The following is an 18,905-nucleotide window of genomic DNA, read 5'->3' as shown; positions in this document are numbered from 1 at the left end:
TTAGCTTTGGTCCTGAGCGCTTGATAACGCTGATACACACCAAAAAGCAAAAGACTGAAAATCTTTTGCGGCTTGGCTCGATGGCGAATAGTGTTGAACGGTCGTCAGGTTTGCCACACATTCAAGCAATGCCGTATCTCGATGAATCGAAACAGGAATCAAGGATTCGCTAAGTTCCTTTTTCAGCACCAACATGAAATCACGACCAATTTCGGTTTCTGGCTGATACTTATTCACCAAAAAACGTAATTTGTCAGAGCGAAGCAATCTCGATAGCTCTTCATGCTGTAGCCAAGATTGAAGAGTGAGATAACTCAGGGCGTCTGCCGTTACCACCACCACAATCATATCCATTGAGTCGACAAAAGATCGCACTTCAGGATCAGTAAGCTCTGCTAAGTCGGCGTGAAAAAGCAGCCACTGCTCACCACGGTTTTCGCTCACTTGCAACGTCATTTCACCTAGCATTGACAGGTAGTGAGAACGCTCGTTAAAAAACGCTTTTAACTGCTCAGAATTCAGATGGCCAAACGGTAAAAAAAGTGCACCTTGTGGGCTTTCATAACCAGCCTGGGTCCAAGGTTTATCTGAAAGAAGTTGTTTCGCCCAGCCATCTTTCTCTTCCTGCGGCAAGCCAAGATGAGTTTGCAGTAAACTGTTAGACACCACCTCAATGGCCAGTACCTGTTTGTTTATCTTAACTAATGCTTGTGCCAAGTTCGCAGCGACGGTCGTTGAGCCACAACCACCTTTTAAACTAACAAAAAGAAGGCGTTTCATATCGCTTCAGTCTCTAAACCTGTCTGCTTAATACGCACTTGAAACAGAGCATTACGAGCACCGTTGGCTTGAAAGACCAACCACTTATTTTTAGCTTGCACGTAAGACTCGTTTTCTGTTGTTTCAATATACTTATGTTGAGTTAAGTTATAAGAAGAGTAGATCGAATTAATATCTTTTGCAGACTCAGTCACAACATTTTTTTCACAATATAACGGTGTTTAAACTGCGGTAATGGCAATCCCGCCAATTACTCTTTGCAGTATAAATTCCATTGTTAAAAAATTGACGCATCGAACTATGCGTCTCATATTTACAGAATGCTAATGAATGTGAACAGGGCTGTTTATTAGTTCACATAATTAATAAATCCCTAAATGATGTTTGACTTCAGAAACAGGGGTTATGAAGGTGAATTGTAATTATCCATTTACGACATATAAGTGAAATAAATAATTTACAGCAAAATCATAGGCTTGAAAATTATTGAATTTAAACTTATAAACATCATATGAAGCAATGCTATAACTATTTTAATTTTTGATCAATTTCGTTTAATATCTTGGCGTCATTTTCTTGTCGCCAAGAAAAGTTAACATTGTAACGATTAGCATACAGCGGATTGTAAGCCACAACGCACAACGACAGTAAACTATTGAATATAAGGCCTTTTGATGTCAGCAATCTCCGGGTTATCCGCTATTACTTCTGAAAAAGAGATAAGTTCTGTTTATGTAAACTTGTTTACACATAAGCAAATGGTCATTGATTATTTGTTCAGTACGCTACCAGAAAATAACAACACTTCACTTACAAGCTTTACAGACAAGGAAACTTTTTTGTCTGCATTGAATGATGAAGCCTTATGCAAATTCAATGAGTTATCCACACTCCATATTGAACAGTGTTTCTTTCTTAGCAACAAATTCACAAATAAAGCGCCGAACGCTATAAATCTTGTGAAAGACATTCACCAAACAAATATAAAGAAACTCTCCACATATATATTAGTAGTTCCAGATTCACTACTATCATCAAGTGATGATTATTTTGTAAGTATTTTCCTACGAAACTTAAATGAACTAGCAAATAATAAAAAACTCACTATTAGTGTTTGTATATATGGGTATCTGACGACTTCACTATTAAAGCCCATTCTTATTTCTCATAATAGATACATCGCCGGTTTGGCGACCATGACATCATTAGATGATGCTCGCTACTGCTATCTTGTGGATTTTTGGTCCAATAAACACGGTGTAATTTCCCAAGACGAATACCTTCTCTCTAACACTAAAGATAAGAAGCTAAAAGCAACGTCTTACGAAACGCATCAGCCTCGTGCCATACAGGAAGACAAATCGGATAGTGATAGAATATATATCAGCAGAGGAGCCTTCAGAGAAAGCGAGAAAGCCCCAAAAGGGATGAGTATGGCTGAGAGTAATCAAGAGCTCATAGCGATGTTAAACAACCCTCGCTCTTCAACTATTGTTTTCAGCTGTGATAACCAAAGCGAAGTTCAACAGATCGCGTTAGATTGCTACCGTTTAAGGTCCGCGTATGGCCGTCAGCTAAAGATTATTGTCAGGGAGACCCAACAATGTCTGAGATATGCAGATGAAAAGTTCTTACTTCGCTCGGGGGCAAACTTCATTTCTCACGCGCAAATCCCCCCAATGCGCTTTATGACTCAGGTTGAAGCAATTCAAGGCCAGATGCTTACGCGTCCAATTCCTGACAGTTTAGAGGCGCTCTTAAAGTATGACCTTAAGTTTGGTAGCAAAGGCTACTTACAAAACCAGGACTTTAGCCAATACTGTATTGACGTCATTTCCCACTCAACACACTCAAATGTGAACTTTGCGCTTATCAAGCTGAACTTATTACCAGGCATGACGGCAGAGGAATGTTTACGTCTTTGCCATATTCGAAGAGATGGCGACGTTGTGACAGCCTGCAACAAAGCTCTGTATGTCTTGTTCAGTGCTATTCGACATAGCGATATTGACATTGCACTCAACAATATATTTGAGTTCCCAGTGAGAGACTTATTTCACTCAACTCACACGTTTGATACTCAATTAGATATCGAAACAGAGTTAAAATTCATCGTTCAAGATGAAGCCGTCATATCCGACGACGTTTCAGCTCTGGCGACAGAGAGGAAAATATTCCATAACGCCATTAATTCTATGGTTGATGTTCCTCCTTTGTTTGCTGTGAAAAAAACCATTGAGCTCAAGGAACGTTCATGAATATTAACGATTTTTTACTGACCGTGAGTATCAGTTCAGGTATTGGCCTACTCCTAGGATACTTTCTACGTGACCTAGTAAACGCTACCCGACGCTTTTACCACAAACACTTAAAACGCTCGCGCTATTTTGAGCTAGATACATCAGCCACTAACACCAAGAAGCTTAAGTAATGACATCGCATTCTCATGACTCTACCCCCCTCACTATAGGATTGGGCTGGTGGAACATTTACTTTATCGCAAAAACAGCGCTCTATTTTCAAGGAATCATCGATTTCCATCCAATGGAAAACTTTGCGCTGTTGATCTTAATCCTGCTTCCTATCTCGATGAAAAGCCTAAATGCGGTGCGCCATATCGTTTCATTTGTCGCCGCAGCGTGGCTCTTGCATTACGATTCTTACCTACCTCCTCTAAACCGTCTTTGGGCTCAAGCGGGACAGTTAATGCAGTTTGAATCGAGTTATCTGGTCGAGCTTTTGGGACGATTTTTATCATTCCAAGCAATACTCGGATTGCTCGCTTTGTGTGGTGCGTACTTTATTTTGAGCAAGTTTGTTAGGGTTTCAGTCTTTGTGGTTATTGCGATGGTCTATATAAGTATTCCTATGACGACTGAACCTCAGACAACAGTGGCTGCAGAAGTAGCCCAACAACAGCCAACAACCGAGGTTACTGCTAGCAAACAACCTCAAATAACGGAAATTAATGATGCCAGTCTCAACACGTTAACTGCAGATTTCTTTTCTAAAGAAGCTTCCCGACATGTGACATTCGATACCAACAGCGCAATGGATGCTCCTTTTGATTTGCTGTTCTTGAGTATTTGTTCGGTCGCGTGGGATGACATCGAAATTGCAGGACTGGCTGATCATCCTCTGTTCAAAGAGTTTGACATCATGTTCGACAATTTTAGCTCCGCTACGTCATACAGTGGGCCTGCTGTCATTCGTCTGCTACGAGCCAATTGTGGTCAACAAGAACACAGTCAACTGTTCCAGCCAGCACCATCAAAGCAGTGCTACTTGTTCGAAAGTTTGAAAGAACTAGGCTTCACAGAAAATTTACTGATGAACCACAATGGTGTCTTTGATAGCTTCCTTGAATTGATCAAAAAAGACGGCGACTTACAAGGGGCTCTTATGTCTCAAGAAGGCTTAACTCCTTACCAAAAATCTTTTGATGGCTCTTCGATCTTCCGCGATAAGCAAGTATTGGATAACTGGTGGCAGCAAAGACTTAACAGTAGTGACGACAAAGTCGTGGCACTCTACAACTCAATTTCACTACATGATGGCAACAGGATCATCAATGCGAACTCAAGCACATCTATTGCTAGCTACAAAATGCGCCTTAAGAATTTGCTTGATGATCTCCACGCGTTCTTTAAAACCTTAGAGTCCTCAAAACGCAACATCGTTGTCGCTTTGGTACCAGAACATGGTGGTGGTATGCGAGGAGACCGCATGCAAATTTCAGGTATGCGAGAAATTCCTGCACCGACAATCATTCATACACCGGTAGGAATTAAAATCTTCGGAGAAGGAATTCAGCGTCAGGGCAACACCGAACACGTAAGCGAGCCATCTAGCTATCTGGCATTGTCGCAGCTCGTTTCGAATATCCTAGATAAAAACATTTATCAAAGTAAGACGTTTAGCCCTTCAATATTGACAGAGAACCTACCAGAAACACGAGTTGTCGCGCAGAACTCAGGCTCTACTGTGATTGAAGTACAAGGGAAGTATTATGTTTCTCTTGATGGTTCAAGTTGGATTGAATACCCCGCAAAATAGCGAGAGTAAAACCATGCCATGACAAAGGCCGGTGTTTCCGGCCTTTGTCATATAAAAACCAATAACCTCTCAAAGGTCTCAGAACTTCAATTGTCTATTGTCTATAAATAGGTAAAAATGGATCGAACATTATGCACTTAAGGGAATAACTCATGCCAATTGATTCACTGATCACCATCGGTATTTTCGTCGTTCTTGCTGTCGTTATCTTATCTTCAGCCATTAAAACGGTTCCGCAAGGAAACAACTGGACAGTTGAACGCTTCGGACGCTACACCCACACATTAAAGCCGGGTTTAAACTTGATCATTCCATTCGTTGATAAAGTTGGTCAAAAAGTAAATATGATGGAGCGCGTTCTCGATATTCCTGCGCAAGAGGTCATTTCAAAAGATAACGCTAACGTGGTTATTGACGCTGTCGGATTTGTTCAAGTGATCGATGCTGCCAAAGCGGCTTATGAAGTCAACGATTTAGAACACGCTATTAGAAACTTGACCCTTACCAACATTCGTACCGTTTTAGGTTCAATGGAACTGGACGAAATGCTGAGCCAACGCGACATGATCAACTCTAAGCTGTTGGCGATTGTTGACCAAGCAACAAACCCTTGGGGCGTAAAAGTCACACGAATTGAGATTAAAGATGTCCAGCCACCAGCCGATCTGACCGCTGCAATGAATGCGCAAATGAAAGCCGAGCGTAATAAGCGTGCGGAAATTCTTGAAGCAGAAGGGGTTCGCCAAGCTGAGATATTAAAGGCCGAAGGTCATAAACAATCAGAGATATTAAAAGCTGAAGGCGAAAAGCAGTCTGCTATTCTCCATGCAGAAGCACGTGAGCGTGCCGCGCAAGCAGAAGCAAAAGCGACTTACATGGTTTCCGAAGCCATTGCAAAAGGTGACATGCAAGCCGTCAATTACTTCATTGCACAGGGTTATACCGAAGCGATCAAGAGCATTGGTCAAGCCGAAAATGGTAAAATCATTATGCTTCCATTAGAAGCAACCGGACTAATGGGCTCGGTTGCAGGGATAGCAGAAATGTTTAAGCAGCAAGATAAAGAATAATTTATGGACTTTTTTAGTTTGTTGGAAGGTATCTCTTTCTGGCATTGGCTAGCGTTTGGCTTTGCTCTTTTAGCAGTTGAGCTACTTGGTACCGCAGGGTATTTTCTCTGGCTCGGGATGTCTGCACTTATCGTTGGAGCACTCATGACCGTTTTGCCAATGAGCTGGCAATTGCAATGGCTTTGCTTTGCAAGCTTCAGCTTAATCACCACCTGGCTTTGGTGGCGACGACAATGGTCTAAAGACAAGCAAGAAGACCAAGAAAGAGATCTGAACCAAAAGTACAAGCAGTTAATTGGGCGTACTCTTATCCTTGAAGAAGACTTTTCCGTCGGACTCAATCGCATCAAGGTAGCCGATACCACATGGTCCGCACAATCGGATCAAGCACTTCCAGCCGGTACCCGCGTAAGAATCACCGATGTTGAAGGTATTATTTTAATCATTGAGCCTGATTCTAATTAATTTATGCCAAAGTAATGGGGCAAATCATGCTCCATTACTTTAATCTAAACAACTGCTTTCATTTCATTACCTTAATTAAAATCGAGAAAAAAATAAGTATTAGTAATATTATTAATACCCTACCTCACATTTCCTATTATTTAATTATTCAACACACGACAATCAATAAGATAGAAATATATATAGGTAAATTATCGATCTAAATTTATTTTAAAAAATAAAACTTTATTGAATTATTTTTTGATCTTTTTATCCTCGGATACATACTTAACGCATAAGCATTTAAGTTGAGTGCTTTTTATTTGGTAAGTAAGAGGATGTACTATGAATAAGCTTCTCTTTTTAATGTTGTGCGGTATTTTTTCTTTTTCTTCCTTTGCCTACAACAACGGAAACGGCGGTACAACTAATTTGGGACCTATAGTCGAATGTAAGATGCCAAGTGGCGACGTTACGAATATTCCAAGTGAAATGTGTCGATTTAGAGGTGGGGAATGGGAATAGTAAAGAAGTAAGAGCTTAGTTTGATATAAGAGCCCTATTCAACCTTGCCTTTCTGCGTAGTCACGGTTTATACAAGCACGTAGATATTTAAAGTTTATATTAAGGTGATTATTATGAGATTTTTATCTGGTCTATTAGTAATATCTTTTGCCATAATTCCGTTAACCACTCATGCTAATGGTGCATCCGGTGGTCGTACGTTAGGTCCAGAGATAAAGTGTGAGTTGCCAAACGGTAATGTACATATGTTGCCACCGTTATATTGCAAAATATACGACGGCCGAGAAGTGAAATAGAAAAGGAGCCTAGCGGCTCCTTTTATTATCTCATTAAGTATTAGTGGAAGCTGTAAGGGATAAGAACTTGTAGACGTAAGTCTGTTTCATCCGCATCGCCAGCACCTGCGTACTCATCACGTTCTAGGATTGTACCGTGTAAACGAATGGTAGAACCTTTAAGCGCACCACTTTGTAGTGAGTAAGATACTGTTGCGTTAACTGCGTATTCGCTTTCGTAATCCCAGTCACCTGATGCTCCGCTTGCTGCAGAGTCAGCGCCAGTACCGTAACCAAAGCCTAGGTAGTAGTTCCAGCCGTTACCTTGGTTGTAAGATAGACGGTTGTACCATGCTAGCTCACCCGCTTTGTTCCAGTCAGACAGCGCGTCCCACCACTGAGACCAAGTACCATTGTTCATACCATATGTATGAATAGTACGAGGAACGAAGTCCGCACGGTTATCTGTGTCTGTGTAGCGCAACTCAGACATCCAAGCTAGCTTGCCGAAAGATTGATTCAAAGATAGACCAGTGTGGAAACCTAGACCATCGTATTTCACATCATCGTCAACACCGTAGAAATCAAATGCTAGAGTTGTACGGTCACTAACAGTGTACTTCAAGTAAGCCTTGTAAGAAGTGTTGTCGGTTTCGTTGTGGTAGCTAGTTACTTGACCTGCACCCCAGTCAACACCATTTGCATATTGAACGCCAGTAGCTTGACCCAAACCAAGTTGCATAAACAAGCTGTCAGTTAGGTTACCGTTTAGGCCTAGAGAGTGTAGGTAGCTCCATGAAGTGTCAGACCAAAGCGCTGGTGCGTAATCATCTTCGTGAAGCAGCCAAGGTGCTGTAAATTGGTCTGCGCCAAAGTAGCTTAGGTTGAAATCACCAAGTTTAGCGTTCAGTTCGAAACCACGGTAAGTACCAGGTACAAAGCTCCAAACGTTACCGATTGTACCGTTACCACCAGCCTGTAACATACCGAAACGAGCATTAAAGTTTTCGTTTGCTTTGAATTTCAGCGCTGCTTTGTAAACTTTAAGCTGCTGACCATCACCTGCACCCCAGTCTAGGTTGTTACAAGTTGAGATTTCGTTACATAGGTAGCCTTCGTTTGAATTGTAAAGACTATCGTTGTAAAGATCGCCAGAGTAGTAAGCCGCAACATCTGCGCCCACCCAACCATCGTGGTAGCCAGAAGTGAAGTCTAAAATTGCGTTGTAAGAAGAGTAGTTTAGACGACTCCAACGGTCACCATTTTCACCGCCGGGCTTACCTGTTGTACGAGTTCGTGAACGAGTATCAACTATGAATAATGCATTCAGACTTGAGTCTTGCATAAATTCGTTCACTTTCTCTACGTACTCGCCACCTGCTGCACTTTCAGTAGACGCTGTAGCTGGAGCGACAGCAACAACACCAAACATTGCTGCGGTTAACGCTGAAACCTTAAAAAATTTGTCCATGGAAAAACTCCTAAAAATGGATATAGCTGTATTTTTCTATCTCACCTTTAGTTGGCCGCCGAAGGAGAGAAGTAAATTCCTGATCAAACCTCATTATTTCTAATTTGGCTTTTTTTAGTTCCTGCATACACACCGTGTATCCACGTGATTAAGACTAACTTCGCAGCTAAAAACATCCAAATGGAACTTATTTTTTTTCTAAAAAAATATGAGCCACTCCAAAATTCCATATAACTTATTGATCCAGATCTTATTTTTAACAACATCAACACTACACAATAAATTATCATTTAAAATCAAACGCTTAAATTGAACTTAAAAGTATCAACTTGAAGTCACTCGCAGACTAAAAAAGCCAAAAAAACCAATAACCCAAGGTTCGATCTTGATCACTGAAAAGAACAAAGGCATCAATTACTCAATAAAAAAACACTTAATTATGAACAAGAAAAAGCCCCGCATGCTTACCATACGGGGCTTTTAGTTATTTTTTAGCTTTTTTGAGAAGACTTAATTCATCAGTTCGAGTAAGTCTTGTTCTGTTTTAATTTCGATACCCAGTTCTTGTGCCTTTGCGAGCTTCGAACCTGCATTTTCACCAGCAAACAAAATATCGGTTTTCTTAGAAACACTACCCGTCACTTTAGCCCCCAGTGCTTGGAGGGCTTCTTTGGCTTCTGTACGCCCCAGTTGAGAAAGTGTTCCCGTTAATACTACTGTTTTACCTTCTAATGGTAATTCCCCCACCTGCTCAGTAGTATTAATCTCTGGCCAATGAATTCCTTGTTCAAGCAAATCTTTAACCACCGCTTGGTTCTGTTCTTCACTAAAGAAAGTCGTAATATGTTGAGCAACCACAGCACCGATGTCTTGCACTTCAATCAACTGCTCTTCGGTAGCATTTTGGATCGCTCCCAACGTTTTAAAGTGCATTGCTAAGTTTGCTGCGGTTGCCTCGCCAACTTCACGGATCCCCAGTGAATACAAAAACCGAGGTAAAGTTGTTTCTTTGGATTTTTCTAACGCATTCACAATATTCTGCGCAGACTTTGGCCCCATGCGATCTAGTACGGTTAAAATCCCCGCTGATAACTTAAACAAGTCAGCAGGAGTTTTCACCATCTCACGATCAACAAGCTGCTCGATCACTTTATCGCCTAAACCGTCAACGTCTAACGCTTTACGAGAAACAAAGTGTTTTAGCGCTTGTTTGCGTTGGGCTTGGCAAACTAAGCCCCCCATACAACGTGTTACCGCTTCTCCTTCGATCCGCTCAACATGCGAACCACAAACAGGACACTGAGTTGGGAAAACAATATCTCGAGCTGTTTCTGGTCGACGCTCTTTGATGACAGATACGACTTGCGGAATAACATCGCCAGCACGGCGGATCACAACGTGATCACCAATCTTGACCTGCAGACGTTCTATCTCATCTGCGTTATGAAGCGTCGCATTACTTACCGTTACCCCGCCAACAAATACAGGCTCTAGCTTAGCAACAGGTGTAATCGCACCAGTGCGACCGACTTGGAACTCCACTTCATTCAGTGTCGTCATTTCTTCCTGTGCTGGAAATTTGTAGGCAATCGCCCAACGTGGAGCGCGAGCAACAAACCCCAGACGCTCTTGCACGGCAATATCGTCAATTTTAATAACGACACCATCGATCTCATAAGGGAGGGCATCACGACGCTGCAATATATCTTGGTAGTAAGCTTTTACATCCGCCAAGCTTTCAACTCGCTTAGTTTCCGGACACATTGGCAGTCCCCAAGATTTGATTTGCAAAAAGCGTTCGTAATGACTTGCTGCCAATTCTGCGCCTTGCACCACGCCTACACTGTATGCATAGAAGCTAAGCGGACGAGAAGCCGTAATACGTGAATCCAATTGTCGTAAGCTACCTGCCGCAGCGTTACGTGGATTCACAAAGATTTTCTCGCCTTTCTTCCTTGCTAATTCATTGAGCTTTTCAAACCCAGCTTTCGGCATAAAGACTTCACCACGAACTTCAAGACGATTTGGCCAGTCATTACCCCTGAGTTTTAAAGGAATAGCTTTAATCGTACGCACATTCTCTGTGATGTTTTCACCCGTAGTACCATCGCCTCGAGTGGCCGCCTGAACTAACACGCCATTCTCATATAACAAACTTACGGCGAGTCCATCCAATTTAGGCTCACAACAGTATTCTTTCACACTCTGGCTGCCCACGCGCTCTTGTGCGCGCTTGTGGAAACTATCGAGTTCACTATCATCAAACGCGTTATCAAGCGAAAGCATCGGTACTTCATGTGTCACTTGGCTAAACGCAGAGAGAGGCTGTCCACCGACACGTTGGCTTGGCGAGTCTACGGTTATTAAGTCAGGGTTCTCAGATTCAATATCCAGTAACTCTCGCATTAAACGGTCGTACTCGGCATCAGGGATCTCTGGGTTATCTTCCACGTAGTAACGCACAGCGTGGTAATGCAACGACTCTTTTAGTTCTTCTAGTCGCTGAAGTACTGATTCAGACATAGTAAAGCCCCGTGTATTTTCAATCGGTGAGGTTGGGAAATCCAAGAAAAAGGGCTCCATCCGGAGCCCTATTATTATTTGCTGTTAAGATTATGCGTTAGCGGCATTAAACTCAACTATTTGACGTCGATAAGATGCTAAACGATCTGGCGTCATTAAGTTGCGCTGGTCATCAAGTACGTTACCACCTAAATCATCAGCAATTTGCTGCGCAGTTCGGAGCATTAAGTTGAAGTTCTGTTCAGCCTCGCCATAACAAGGCAATGTCATGAAGAATGAAATACCCTTCGTTGTAAACTCAGCAGGATCAGCATGTTCAAACGTACCAGGGTGCATCATATTAGCGACGCTAAACAGCACTTTGCCGTTACCGGACAAGTCGACATGACGGTGGAAAATATCCATCTCGCCATAAATTAGACCGTTTTGTTGCATACTTTCAAATAAAGCAGTACCAACAAATGGCTCTTCACCAGCACAGTGCACATTCAATACAATCACTTGCATTTCAGGTTCTGGCTTTGGCTCTTCCTTAGGCTCTGCAACGACAGGCTCACTAACCGTTTCGACTTGCTGTTCTTTCTCCGTAATATCAAACGCGGCGGGAATAGCGTCTTCTTCCACAGCGGGCTGGAATGGCTCTTCAGCTACTGTTGCTTGAACAACAGGCTCAACGTCCTCTTCTTTATCTTTTTCTGCAACAAATGAAGGGATGTCATCCGGCTCCTGCTGCGTCTGTTTGACTTCAGATGGGCCACCGAATAACGGGTCAGATTCAAACTTGTTGTCGAAAGAATTCGCCATCCCAAAATCTGGTTCTTTGCGATCTTTGCGAATGATCTCAAAGTCATCTTCAGGAGCGGGAGCGAAGTCTCGTTCTTTCTCAACAAGATCATTTTTGTCTTCTTGGTCAACATCCAGCTTACCAAGTGGCTTGTTACCAAACTTTGCTTTGCCTTCTTTTTTACTGCTCCATAAACCATGAAACAGTAATGCCGCGATGGCTAATGCGCCAACAACAATGAGTACGAATCGCAATTCCTGCATTATTTACTCTCAATATACTTGTTTTTACTACTCGCAGTTCCTTGAGCAGCAACCCAAGTGCAATAAATCTGAATGATACGTTTACTTTACCAAAACTATATGTAGATTTAGAACAACTTAATGCAAGAAGTTCCGTTTTTTGTTGTGATTCTTGCCACGATTCCACTTAACAAGACGTCATTTGTCAGGGCATTGAAAGAAAAGTCCTCACAGGTACAATGAGTTTTCATTTACACGAAGCCAAAATAGACATGAAGCAAAACAATCAGCAGAGAACCGGGTTCGGTTATTTTCTATACGGGATACAATTGGCACTTGCCCCTAAAATCAGGCGCTTTGTCATCTTACCTCTACTTGCAAATATCTTGCTTGTAGGTGGTGCCATCTTCTATCTATTTTCAAACCTTAATATATGGATAGAAGGCTGGATTGGGCAGCTGCCTGAGTTTTTATCCTGGTTAACTTACATTCTTTGGCCTTTACTCGCTCTGACGATACTCGCTACCTTCTCCTATTTTTTCAGCACGCTCGCGAACTTTATCGCCGCGCCATTCAATGGCCTCTTGGCTGAAAAAGTGGAAGAGTACTTAACGGGACAAAAAGTAAATGATGATGGTTTCACTGCCGTCCTGAAAGATGTTCCTCGCGTTTTAGCTCGTGAGTGGAGAAAGCTCCTTTACATATTACCTAAAGCAATAGGCCTATTCCTATTATTGCTCATCCCTGCCCTTGGACAAACAGTAGGCCCATTTTTATGGTTTATCTTTACCGCCTGGATGCTCGCGATTCAATATTGTGATTACCCGTTTGATAACCATAAAATCCCATTTAACGACATGCGTTACAAATTGAAACAAAAGCAAGGTAAAGCCTATGGCTTTGGTGTGTTGGTTTCAGTATTTACAACGATTCCAATTTTGAACCTCATTGTCATGCCTGTAGCAATATGTGGTGCAACCGCGATGTGGGTCGCGGAGTTTAAGCACCAACGATAGTCGATTAGAGATTAAGGAAAGGGATCAGCGCCAGCTTTTCCCTTTTCTTTTATCAAGTTCTGGGCCAACCTAATAAGATATAACTTTTTAATCCTTTTCCCTTTTTTTCATACCGCATATTCTTCTATCCATATTCACACAACGTGTAATGAAGGAACATCACTATGAGCAAAATCTACGAAGATAACTCTCTTACTATTGGTAATACACCTCTCGTTCGTCTAAACAAAGTAAGTAAAGGCAAAGTTCTCGCAAAAATTGAAGCGCGTAACCCTAGCTTCAGTGTTAAGTGCCGTATCGGTGCAAACATGATTTGGGAAGCAGAGAAAGCGGGCCTTCTTAAGCCAGGTGTAGAGCTTGTAGAACCTACCAGTGGTAACACTGGTGTTGCTCTAGCATTCGTAGCGGCTGCTCGCGGTTACAAGCTAACATTGACCATGCCTGAATCAATGAGCCTAGAACGCCGTAAGCTACTAAAAGCACTAGGCGCGAACCTTGAGCTGACTGAAGCGGCGAAAGGCATGAAAGGGGCGATTGCTAAAGCAGAAGAAATCGTAGCAAGCAACCCTGAGAAGTACCTACTTCTTCAACAATTTGACAACCCAGCGAACCCAGAAATCCACGAAAAGACTACGGGCCCTGAGATTTGGGAAGCGACAGACGGTGAAATCGACGTATTCGTTGCTGGTGTTGGTACGGGCGGTACTATTACAGGTACTAGCCGTTACATCAAAGGTGAAAAAGGCAAAGCCATCACTTCTGTTGCAGTTGAGCCAGCAGAGTCTCCGGTTATTGCACAAGCACTTGCTGGCGAAGAAATCCAACCTGCCCCACACAAAATTCAAGGTATCGGTGCTGGTTTCATCCCTGGTAACCTCGATTTAGACATTATTGACCGTGTTGAGCAAGTTACCTCAGAAGAAGCGATTGAGATGGCTCGTCGCCTAATGGAAGAGGAAGGTATCCTAGCTGGTATCTCATCTGGCGCAGCGGTTGTTGCAGCGAACCGACTTGCGGAACTACCTGAATTTGAAGGAAAAACAATTGTAACTGTCTTGCCAAGTTCCGGTGAGCGTTACCTAAGTACAGCACTCTTTGCAGGTATCTTTACCGAAAAAGAGAACCAACAATAATATGTGTTCAAATCAATTTTTAGTTTAAAAAAGCCCCGTTTAGGGGCTTTTTTGTTGATCCCTGCCCTACCTTTGGTAATATCAGGGTGTTTTATTTCTAGCTTCAAAATAAAGAAGCAGAACACAAAAAGGTTTCAAAGTGATTACGCACGCAAACAGTTGCGTAGTTACCAAACTTTTGACTAGTATCAGAACTGACGCGCTTTGAACTCTTCCCGTGCTAGCGCACAAGATGTAAAGCAGTTAAGCTAAAATCTGGTCACAAACTAACAAAAAAATACATTTATTGGGGTATATCACATGTACGAGAAGCAAGTAGAAATCACAGCAGAAAACGGCCTTCACACTCGTCCAGCTGCACAGTTTGTTAAAGAAGCAAAAGCATTCGACGCAGACATCACTGTGACTTCTAACGGTAAAAGCGCTAGCGCTAAGAGCCTGTTCAAACTACAAACACTAGGCCTAGTAAAAGGTACTCAAGTTACTATTTCTGCTGAAGGCCCACAAGCTCAGCAAGCAGTTGACCACCTAGTTGCTCTAATGGACCAACTACACTAATCCGGTCTCCTACTCCAGAAGCCATTTTGTGAAAGCAAAATGGCTTCGTTGGAAATAGGCTCAAAACTAAGCTAAAACTATTCGTTAGCGCACCCATTATTCTCCCGTTTTATAAAGTTGACCAAACTTAAGGTAAGGCTATGATTTCAGGCATCCTAGCATCTCCTGGTATTGCAATCGGTAAAGCACTACTACTTCAAGAAGATGAAATTGTCCTAAACACAAACACTATTTCTGACGATCAAGTAGAAGCTGAAGTTCAGCGTTTCTTTGACGCTCGTAACAAATCTGCAGCTCAGCTAGAAACTATCAAGCAAAAAGCGCTTGAAACGTTTGGCGAAGAAAAAGAAGCGATCTTTGAAGGTCACATCATGCTTCTTGAAGACGAAGAGCTAGAAGAGGAAATCCTAGCACTTATCAAAAACGACAAGATGACTGCTGATCACGCTATCCACTCAGTGATCGAAGAGCAAGCATGTGCTCTTGAGTCTCTAGACGACGAATACTTAAAAGAGCGTGCAACTGACATCCGCGATATCGGTTCTCGTTTTGTTAAGAACGCACTAGGCATCAACATTGTTTCGCTTAGCGATATCAACGAAGAAGTAATTCTTGTTGCTTACGACCTAACGCCATCTGAAACTGCACAAATTAACCTAGACTACGTGCTTGGTTTTGCTTGTGACATTGGTGGTCGTACATCTCACACTTCAATCATGGCTCGCTCACTTGAGCTTCCAGCTATCGTTGGTACTAACGACATCACGAAGAAAGTTAAGAATGGCGACATGCTGATTCTTGACGCAATGAACAACAAGATTGTTGTTAACCCATCAGAAGCTGAGCTAGAAGAAGCGAAAGCGGTTAAAGCAGCATTCCTAGCTGAAAAAGAAGAGCTAGCGAAACTGAAAGACCTACACGCAGAAACGACTGACGGTCACCGTGTAGAAGTTTGCGGTAACATCGGTACAGTGAAAGACTGTGACGGTATCCTTCGTAACGGCGGTGAAGGTGTTGGTCTGTACCGTACTGAATTCCTATTTATGGACCGTACTGCGCTACCAACTGAAGAAGAACAGTACCAAGCGTACAAAGAAGTTGCGGAAGCAATGAACGGTCAAGCTGTGATCATCCGTACTATGGATATCGGCGGCGATAAAGATCTCCCATACATGGATCTTCCAAAAGAGATGAACCCATTCCTAGGTTGGCGTGCTGTACGTATCAGTCTAGATCGTCGTGAAATCCTTCGTGATCAGCTACGTGGCATCCTACGTGCTTCTGCACACGGCAAACTGCGTATCATGTTCCCAATGATCATCTCTGTCGAAGAAATCCGTGAGCTTAAGAAAGCGATCGAAGAGTACAAAGAAGAGCTACGCGCTGAAGGCCACGCGTTCGACGAAAACATCGAAATCGGTGTTATGGTTGAAACTCCTGCTGCTGCTGCGATCGCACACCACTTAGCGAAGGAAGTGTCTTTCTTCTCTATCGGTACAAACGACCTAACTCAGTACACGCTAGCGGTTGACCGTGGTAACGAGATGATTTCTCACCTATACAACCCACTATCACCAGCTGTACTTACAGTGATCAAGCAAGTTATCGACGCTTCTCACGCAGAAGGTAAATGGACTGGTATGTGTGGTGAACTTGCAGGTGACGAGCGTGCAACACTTCTACTTCTAGGTATGGGTCTGGACGAGTTCTCAATGAGCGGCATTTCAATCCCTAAAGTGAAGAAAGTAGTTCGTAACTCTAACTTCGCAGAAGTGAAAGCAATGGCTGAAGAAGCCCTTTCTCTACCGACAGCAGAAGAAATCGAAGCCGTGGTAGAAAAGTTTATTGCTGAGAAAGCTCAGTAATCGGTAGTACCAAGTAATTCAATACTTAATGGCCATTAGACGGCGAAAAAAGTCGTCTAATGAGCTATATTGGTATACTATAATTCGACAGAATAAAACCAAACCTTAGGAGCATGACACAATGGGTCTGTTTGACAAACTTAAGAAGCTTGTATCTGATGACAGCGCTGACGCTGGTGCTATCGAAATCATCGCGCCACTTTCTGGTGAGATTGTAAACATCGAAGACGTGCCAGATGTTGTTTTCGCTGAGAAAATCGTTGGTGACGGTATTGCTATCAAGCCAGCAGGCAACAAAATGGTAGCTCCTGTAAACGGTACTATCGGTAAGATCTTCGAAACTAACCACGCGTTCTCTATCGAGTCTGACGACGGTGTTGAGCTTTTCGTTCACTTCGGTATCGACACAGTTGAACTAAAAGGCGAAGGCTTCACGCGTATCGCTGAAGAAGGTCAAACTGTTAAAGCTGGCGACACTGTAATTGAATTCGATCTAGCTCTTCTAGAAGAGAAAGCGAAGTCAACGCTAACTCCAGTTGTTATCTCTAACATGGACGAAATCAAAGAGCTAAACAAGCTTTCTGGTTCTGTAACTGTTGGTGAAACTCCAGTTCTACGTGTAACTAAGTAATTTTTACTTAATCGAACACGAAAAAACGCTGCCATTGGCAGCGTTTTTTATTACCTGAAATTTTGTTTCTAATCGACTTACATCAATGAAATCCGCTCAGCTAAGTAATCCAAGTGCCGAACTCGGCCTTTGCTTTGCCTGAGCCAATAATGCTGTTGTCGCATCTTGGAGCACTTGAGAACGCACCATTTCCGTAGATTCTCTTGCGAAGTCTGTATCTCTTATTCGACTCTTGGACTCTGTAACACTCCGATTCACAGTATTTAAGTTATCCATCGAGCCGTTTACACGGTTCTGAAAGCTGCCAATTTCACTTCGGTGCGAATCAACGTACTTAATTGCTGCATCAATCACCCCAACTGAAAGCTGAGCCTTACCTGCCATCGACATATCGATGTCATCCATTGTGACTAATTGACCAGCGCTCACATCAAGCTCATCCGCTAAACTCCCATCGAGAAGCACACCCTCTGGCGCATTCATCGTAGAAGCGAAGAATTGCAGTTCGTTGTTTTCCGTTACTGAAGCATTCACTATCGATTGTTGAGCATTGATGTAAGTGGCGACCTGTTCTATACGGTCACCCAATTTGAGTCCAATGGATTCCGTTTGGGTTTGCCCTTTACTGTCTTGGTATTCGACTTTTAGGGTTTGGTTATCTTTAGTGACTCGCCAATCTTTATCGACCGCATCACCAACATAATGCTGCCCTCCCATCTCTGGGATATGGCTACGCATGTTACGTAACGTCAAAGAGATTGAATTAGCGTTCGCGCCAATATGGAAACTTTGTGAACCATAAGATCCATCAAACAGGTTTTTATCCGCAAATGTTGTCGTGATCGCGACACGATCAAGCTCATCTTGCAGCGCTACGACCTCATATTGAATACTTTGCCGATCACTTGAGTCATAACTGCCGTTTGCTGCTTGAAGCCCCAGAGAGCGTAAGCGTTGCAATATGTCACTGCTTTCGTGCAATGCTCCCTCCGCTGTTTGAGCAACAGAAAAAGCGTCGTGCGCATTTCTTAAGGCGACATCAAGCCCTCTCGTTTGTACATGGAGAGTATTCGATATCTGTAAACCTGCCGCATCATCGCTCGCCGAGTTGATTCGAAACCCCGAAGTTAGGTTGCGTTGTGACTCAACATTTTGCGCAGCTGCTTGACTCAGGTGTCTCTGCGCCACCATCGCAGAAACATTGGAATTTAAAGAGATCATCTAATCGATATGAATGCCTTATCGAACATACTGTCAGGACACATCTGAATCGTTATAGCCAATAAGCAAAAAGCCAGGGATGAGCCTGGCTTTGGTTTCTTGCTTTGTTAAATTGATTAACCTAGCAGACTTAGCGCTGAGTTAGGCGCTTGTTTCGCTTGCGCAAGGATTGAGCTTGACGCTTGCGATAGAATTTGTGATTTGGTCATTGCCGTCGTTTCTTTCGCGAAATCTGTATCTTTGATACGGCTCTTCGACGCATTCACGTTCTCGTTAATGTTGTCCAAGTTGCTGATTGCGTGGTTGAAACG

At 42.8% G+C, this 18,905-nt stretch carries 17 protein-coding genes; 11 read left to right on the top strand and 6 right to left on the bottom strand.

What is annotated here, in order from left to right; all coding sequences use genetic code 11:
• Positions 1–780, bottom strand: coding sequence for a cellulose biosynthesis protein BcsQ (bcsQ, locus tag R7O03_RS11895; protein WP_005388623.1), 780 nt, complete (start codon positions 778–780; stop codon positions 1–3).
• Positions 781–1,454: 674 nt separating this feature from the next.
• Between bcsQ and bcsE the strand changes: the two genes are divergently transcribed.
• The 6 genes from bcsE to R7O03_RS11865 all read left to right on the top strand — a co-directional run bounded on the left by bcsE (position 1,455) and on the right by R7O03_RS11865 (position 7,171).
• Positions 1,455–3,038, top strand: a complete 1,584-nt coding sequence (gene bcsE, locus R7O03_RS11890; protein ID WP_154204770.1) for a cellulose biosynthesis protein BcsE — start codon at positions 1,455–1,457, stop codon at positions 3,036–3,038.
• The gene (locus R7O03_RS11885) at positions 3,035–3,211 is read left to right on the top strand and encodes a hypothetical protein (RefSeq protein WP_191116321.1); all 177 of its coding nucleotides are present in this window, start codon (positions 3,035–3,037) and stop codon (positions 3,209–3,211) included. Before bcsE ends, R7O03_RS11885 begins: the two co-directional genes overlap by 4 nt.
• Positions 3,211–4,836: a cellulose biosynthesis protein BcsG gene (bcsG, locus tag R7O03_RS11880; protein ID WP_318131723.1), complete on the top strand. Its 1,626-nt coding sequence runs from the start codon at positions 3,211–3,213 to the stop codon at positions 4,834–4,836. The genes R7O03_RS11885 and bcsG overlap by 1 nt, the downstream gene beginning before the upstream one ends.
• Before the next feature lie 152 nt (positions 4,837–4,988).
• On the top strand, positions 4,989–5,906 hold the full coding sequence (locus R7O03_RS11875; protein ID WP_005382060.1) for an SPFH domain-containing protein: 918 nt from the start codon (positions 4,989–4,991) through the stop codon (positions 5,904–5,906).
• Between the two features lie 3 nt (positions 5,907–5,909).
• Entirely contained in the window at positions 5,910–6,371 is a 462-nt protein-coding gene (locus tag R7O03_RS11870; RefSeq protein WP_017634826.1) for an NfeD family protein, read from the top strand.
• A 617-nt stretch (positions 6,372–6,988) separates the two neighbouring features.
• A complete protein-coding gene (locus tag R7O03_RS11865) occupies positions 6,989–7,171 on the top strand; it encodes a hypothetical protein (protein ID WP_021707681.1) in 183 nt (60 codons plus the stop codon).
• A gap of 40 nt (positions 7,172–7,211) precedes the next feature.
• Here R7O03_RS11865 and R7O03_RS11860 read toward each other — a convergent pair whose 3' ends face one another.
• From R7O03_RS11860 to zipA, 3 genes are all read right to left on the bottom strand, one after another.
• Complete coding sequence (locus tag R7O03_RS11860) at positions 7,212–8,621, bottom strand: hypothetical protein (RefSeq protein WP_005382055.1); 1,410 nt, start codon at positions 8,619–8,621, stop codon at positions 7,212–7,214.
• A 510-nt stretch (positions 8,622–9,131) separates the two neighbouring features.
• Positions 9,132–11,144, bottom strand: coding sequence for an NAD-dependent DNA ligase LigA (gene ligA, locus R7O03_RS11855; protein WP_065274253.1), 2,013 nt, complete (start codon positions 11,142–11,144; stop codon positions 9,132–9,134).
• Between the two features lie 90 nt (positions 11,145–11,234).
• Entirely contained in the window at positions 11,235–12,191 is a 957-nt protein-coding gene (gene zipA / locus R7O03_RS11850) for a cell division protein ZipA (protein WP_065274252.1), read from the bottom strand.
• A 251-nt stretch (positions 12,192–12,442) separates the two neighbouring features.
• Here zipA and cysZ point away from each other — a divergent pair, with 251 nt between their 5' ends.
• The 5 genes from cysZ to crr all read left to right on the top strand — a co-directional run bounded on the left by cysZ (position 12,443) and on the right by crr (position 17,373).
• On the top strand, positions 12,443–13,186 hold the full coding sequence (cysZ, locus tag R7O03_RS11845) for a sulfate transporter CysZ (RefSeq protein WP_025998633.1): 744 nt from the start codon (positions 12,443–12,445) through the stop codon (positions 13,184–13,186).
• 164 nt (positions 13,187–13,350) lie between these two features.
• Positions 13,351–14,319, top strand: coding sequence for a cysteine synthase A (gene cysK / locus R7O03_RS11840; protein ID WP_005382045.1), 969 nt, complete (start codon positions 13,351–13,353; stop codon positions 14,317–14,319).
• A 300-nt stretch (positions 14,320–14,619) separates the two neighbouring features.
• Complete coding sequence (locus R7O03_RS11835; RefSeq protein ID WP_005382043.1) at positions 14,620–14,877, top strand: HPr family phosphocarrier protein; 258 nt, start codon at positions 14,620–14,622, stop codon at positions 14,875–14,877.
• 140 nt (positions 14,878–15,017) lie between these two features.
• On the top strand, positions 15,018–16,742 hold the full coding sequence (gene ptsI / locus R7O03_RS11830; RefSeq protein ID WP_005389298.1) for a phosphoenolpyruvate-protein phosphotransferase PtsI: 1,725 nt from the start codon (positions 15,018–15,020) through the stop codon (positions 16,740–16,742).
• Positions 16,743–16,863: 121 nt separating this feature from the next.
• Positions 16,864–17,373 carry a PTS glucose transporter subunit IIA gene (gene crr, locus R7O03_RS11825; RefSeq protein ID WP_005382041.1) on the top strand — a complete coding sequence of 170 codons (510 nt, stop codon included), beginning with the start codon at positions 16,864–16,866 and terminating at the stop codon, positions 17,371–17,373.
• A gap of 96 nt (positions 17,374–17,469) precedes the next feature.
• Here crr and R7O03_RS11820 read toward each other — a convergent pair whose 3' ends face one another.
• Positions 17,470–18,594 carry a flagellin gene (locus tag R7O03_RS11820; protein ID WP_154204775.1) on the bottom strand — a complete coding sequence of 375 codons (1,125 nt, stop codon included), beginning with the start codon at positions 18,592–18,594 and terminating at the stop codon, positions 17,470–17,472.
• A 116-nt stretch (positions 18,595–18,710) separates the two neighbouring features.
• On the bottom strand, positions 18,711–18,905 hold a 195-nt coding region (locus tag R7O03_RS11815), incomplete at its 5' end, for a flagellin (RefSeq protein WP_031855108.1).

Origin of the sequence: Vibrio sp. Vb2960, from assembly GCF_033337665.1 — a bacterium.
Taxonomy (GTDB): Bacteria; Pseudomonadota; Gammaproteobacteria; order Enterobacterales; family Vibrionaceae; genus Vibrio; species Vibrio alginolyticus.
The sequence above is the reverse complement of the archived record's forward strand: the minus strand, read 5'-3'. Positions and strand labels throughout refer to the sequence as shown.

Bases quoted from the DNA above. Each gene is read 5' to 3' on its own strand.
- bcsQ (WP_005388623.1), bottom strand. From the start codon at position 780: ATGAAACGCCTTCTTTTTGTTAGTTTAAAAGGTGGTTGTGGCTCAACG.
- bcsE (WP_154204770.1), top strand. From the start codon at position 1,455: ATGTCAGCAATCTCCGGGTTATCCGCTATTACTTCTGAAAAAGAGATA.
- R7O03_RS11885 (WP_191116321.1), top strand. From the start codon at position 3,035: ATGAATATTAACGATTTTTTACTGACCGTGAGTATCAGTTCAGGTATT.
- bcsG (WP_318131723.1), top strand. From the start codon at position 3,211: ATGACATCGCATTCTCATGACTCTACCCCCCTCACTATAGGATTGGGC.
- R7O03_RS11875 (WP_005382060.1), top strand. From the start codon at position 4,989: ATGCCAATTGATTCACTGATCACCATCGGTATTTTCGTCGTTCTTGCT.
- R7O03_RS11870 (WP_017634826.1), top strand. From the start codon at position 5,910: ATGGACTTTTTTAGTTTGTTGGAAGGTATCTCTTTCTGGCATTGGCTA.
- R7O03_RS11865 (WP_021707681.1), top strand. From the start codon at position 6,989: ATGAGATTTTTATCTGGTCTATTAGTAATATCTTTTGCCATAATTCCG.
- R7O03_RS11860 (WP_005382055.1), bottom strand. From the start codon at position 8,621: ATGGACAAATTTTTTAAGGTTTCAGCGTTAACCGCAGCAATGTTTGGT.
- ligA (WP_065274253.1), bottom strand. From the start codon at position 11,144: ATGTCTGAATCAGTACTTCAGCGACTAGAAGAACTAAAAGAGTCGTTG.
- zipA (WP_065274252.1), bottom strand. From the start codon at position 12,191: ATGCAGGAATTGCGATTCGTACTCATTGTTGTTGGCGCATTAGCCATC.
- cysZ (WP_025998633.1), top strand. From the start codon at position 12,443: ATGAAGCAAAACAATCAGCAGAGAACCGGGTTCGGTTATTTTCTATAC.
- cysK (WP_005382045.1), top strand. From the start codon at position 13,351: ATGAGCAAAATCTACGAAGATAACTCTCTTACTATTGGTAATACACCT.
- R7O03_RS11835 (WP_005382043.1), top strand. From the start codon at position 14,620: ATGTACGAGAAGCAAGTAGAAATCACAGCAGAAAACGGCCTTCACACT.
- ptsI (WP_005389298.1), top strand. From the start codon at position 15,018: ATGATTTCAGGCATCCTAGCATCTCCTGGTATTGCAATCGGTAAAGCA.
- crr (WP_005382041.1), top strand. From the start codon at position 16,864: ATGGGTCTGTTTGACAAACTTAAGAAGCTTGTATCTGATGACAGCGCT.
- R7O03_RS11820 (WP_154204775.1), bottom strand. From the start codon at position 18,594: ATGATCTCTTTAAATTCCAATGTTTCTGCGATGGTGGCGCAGAGACAC.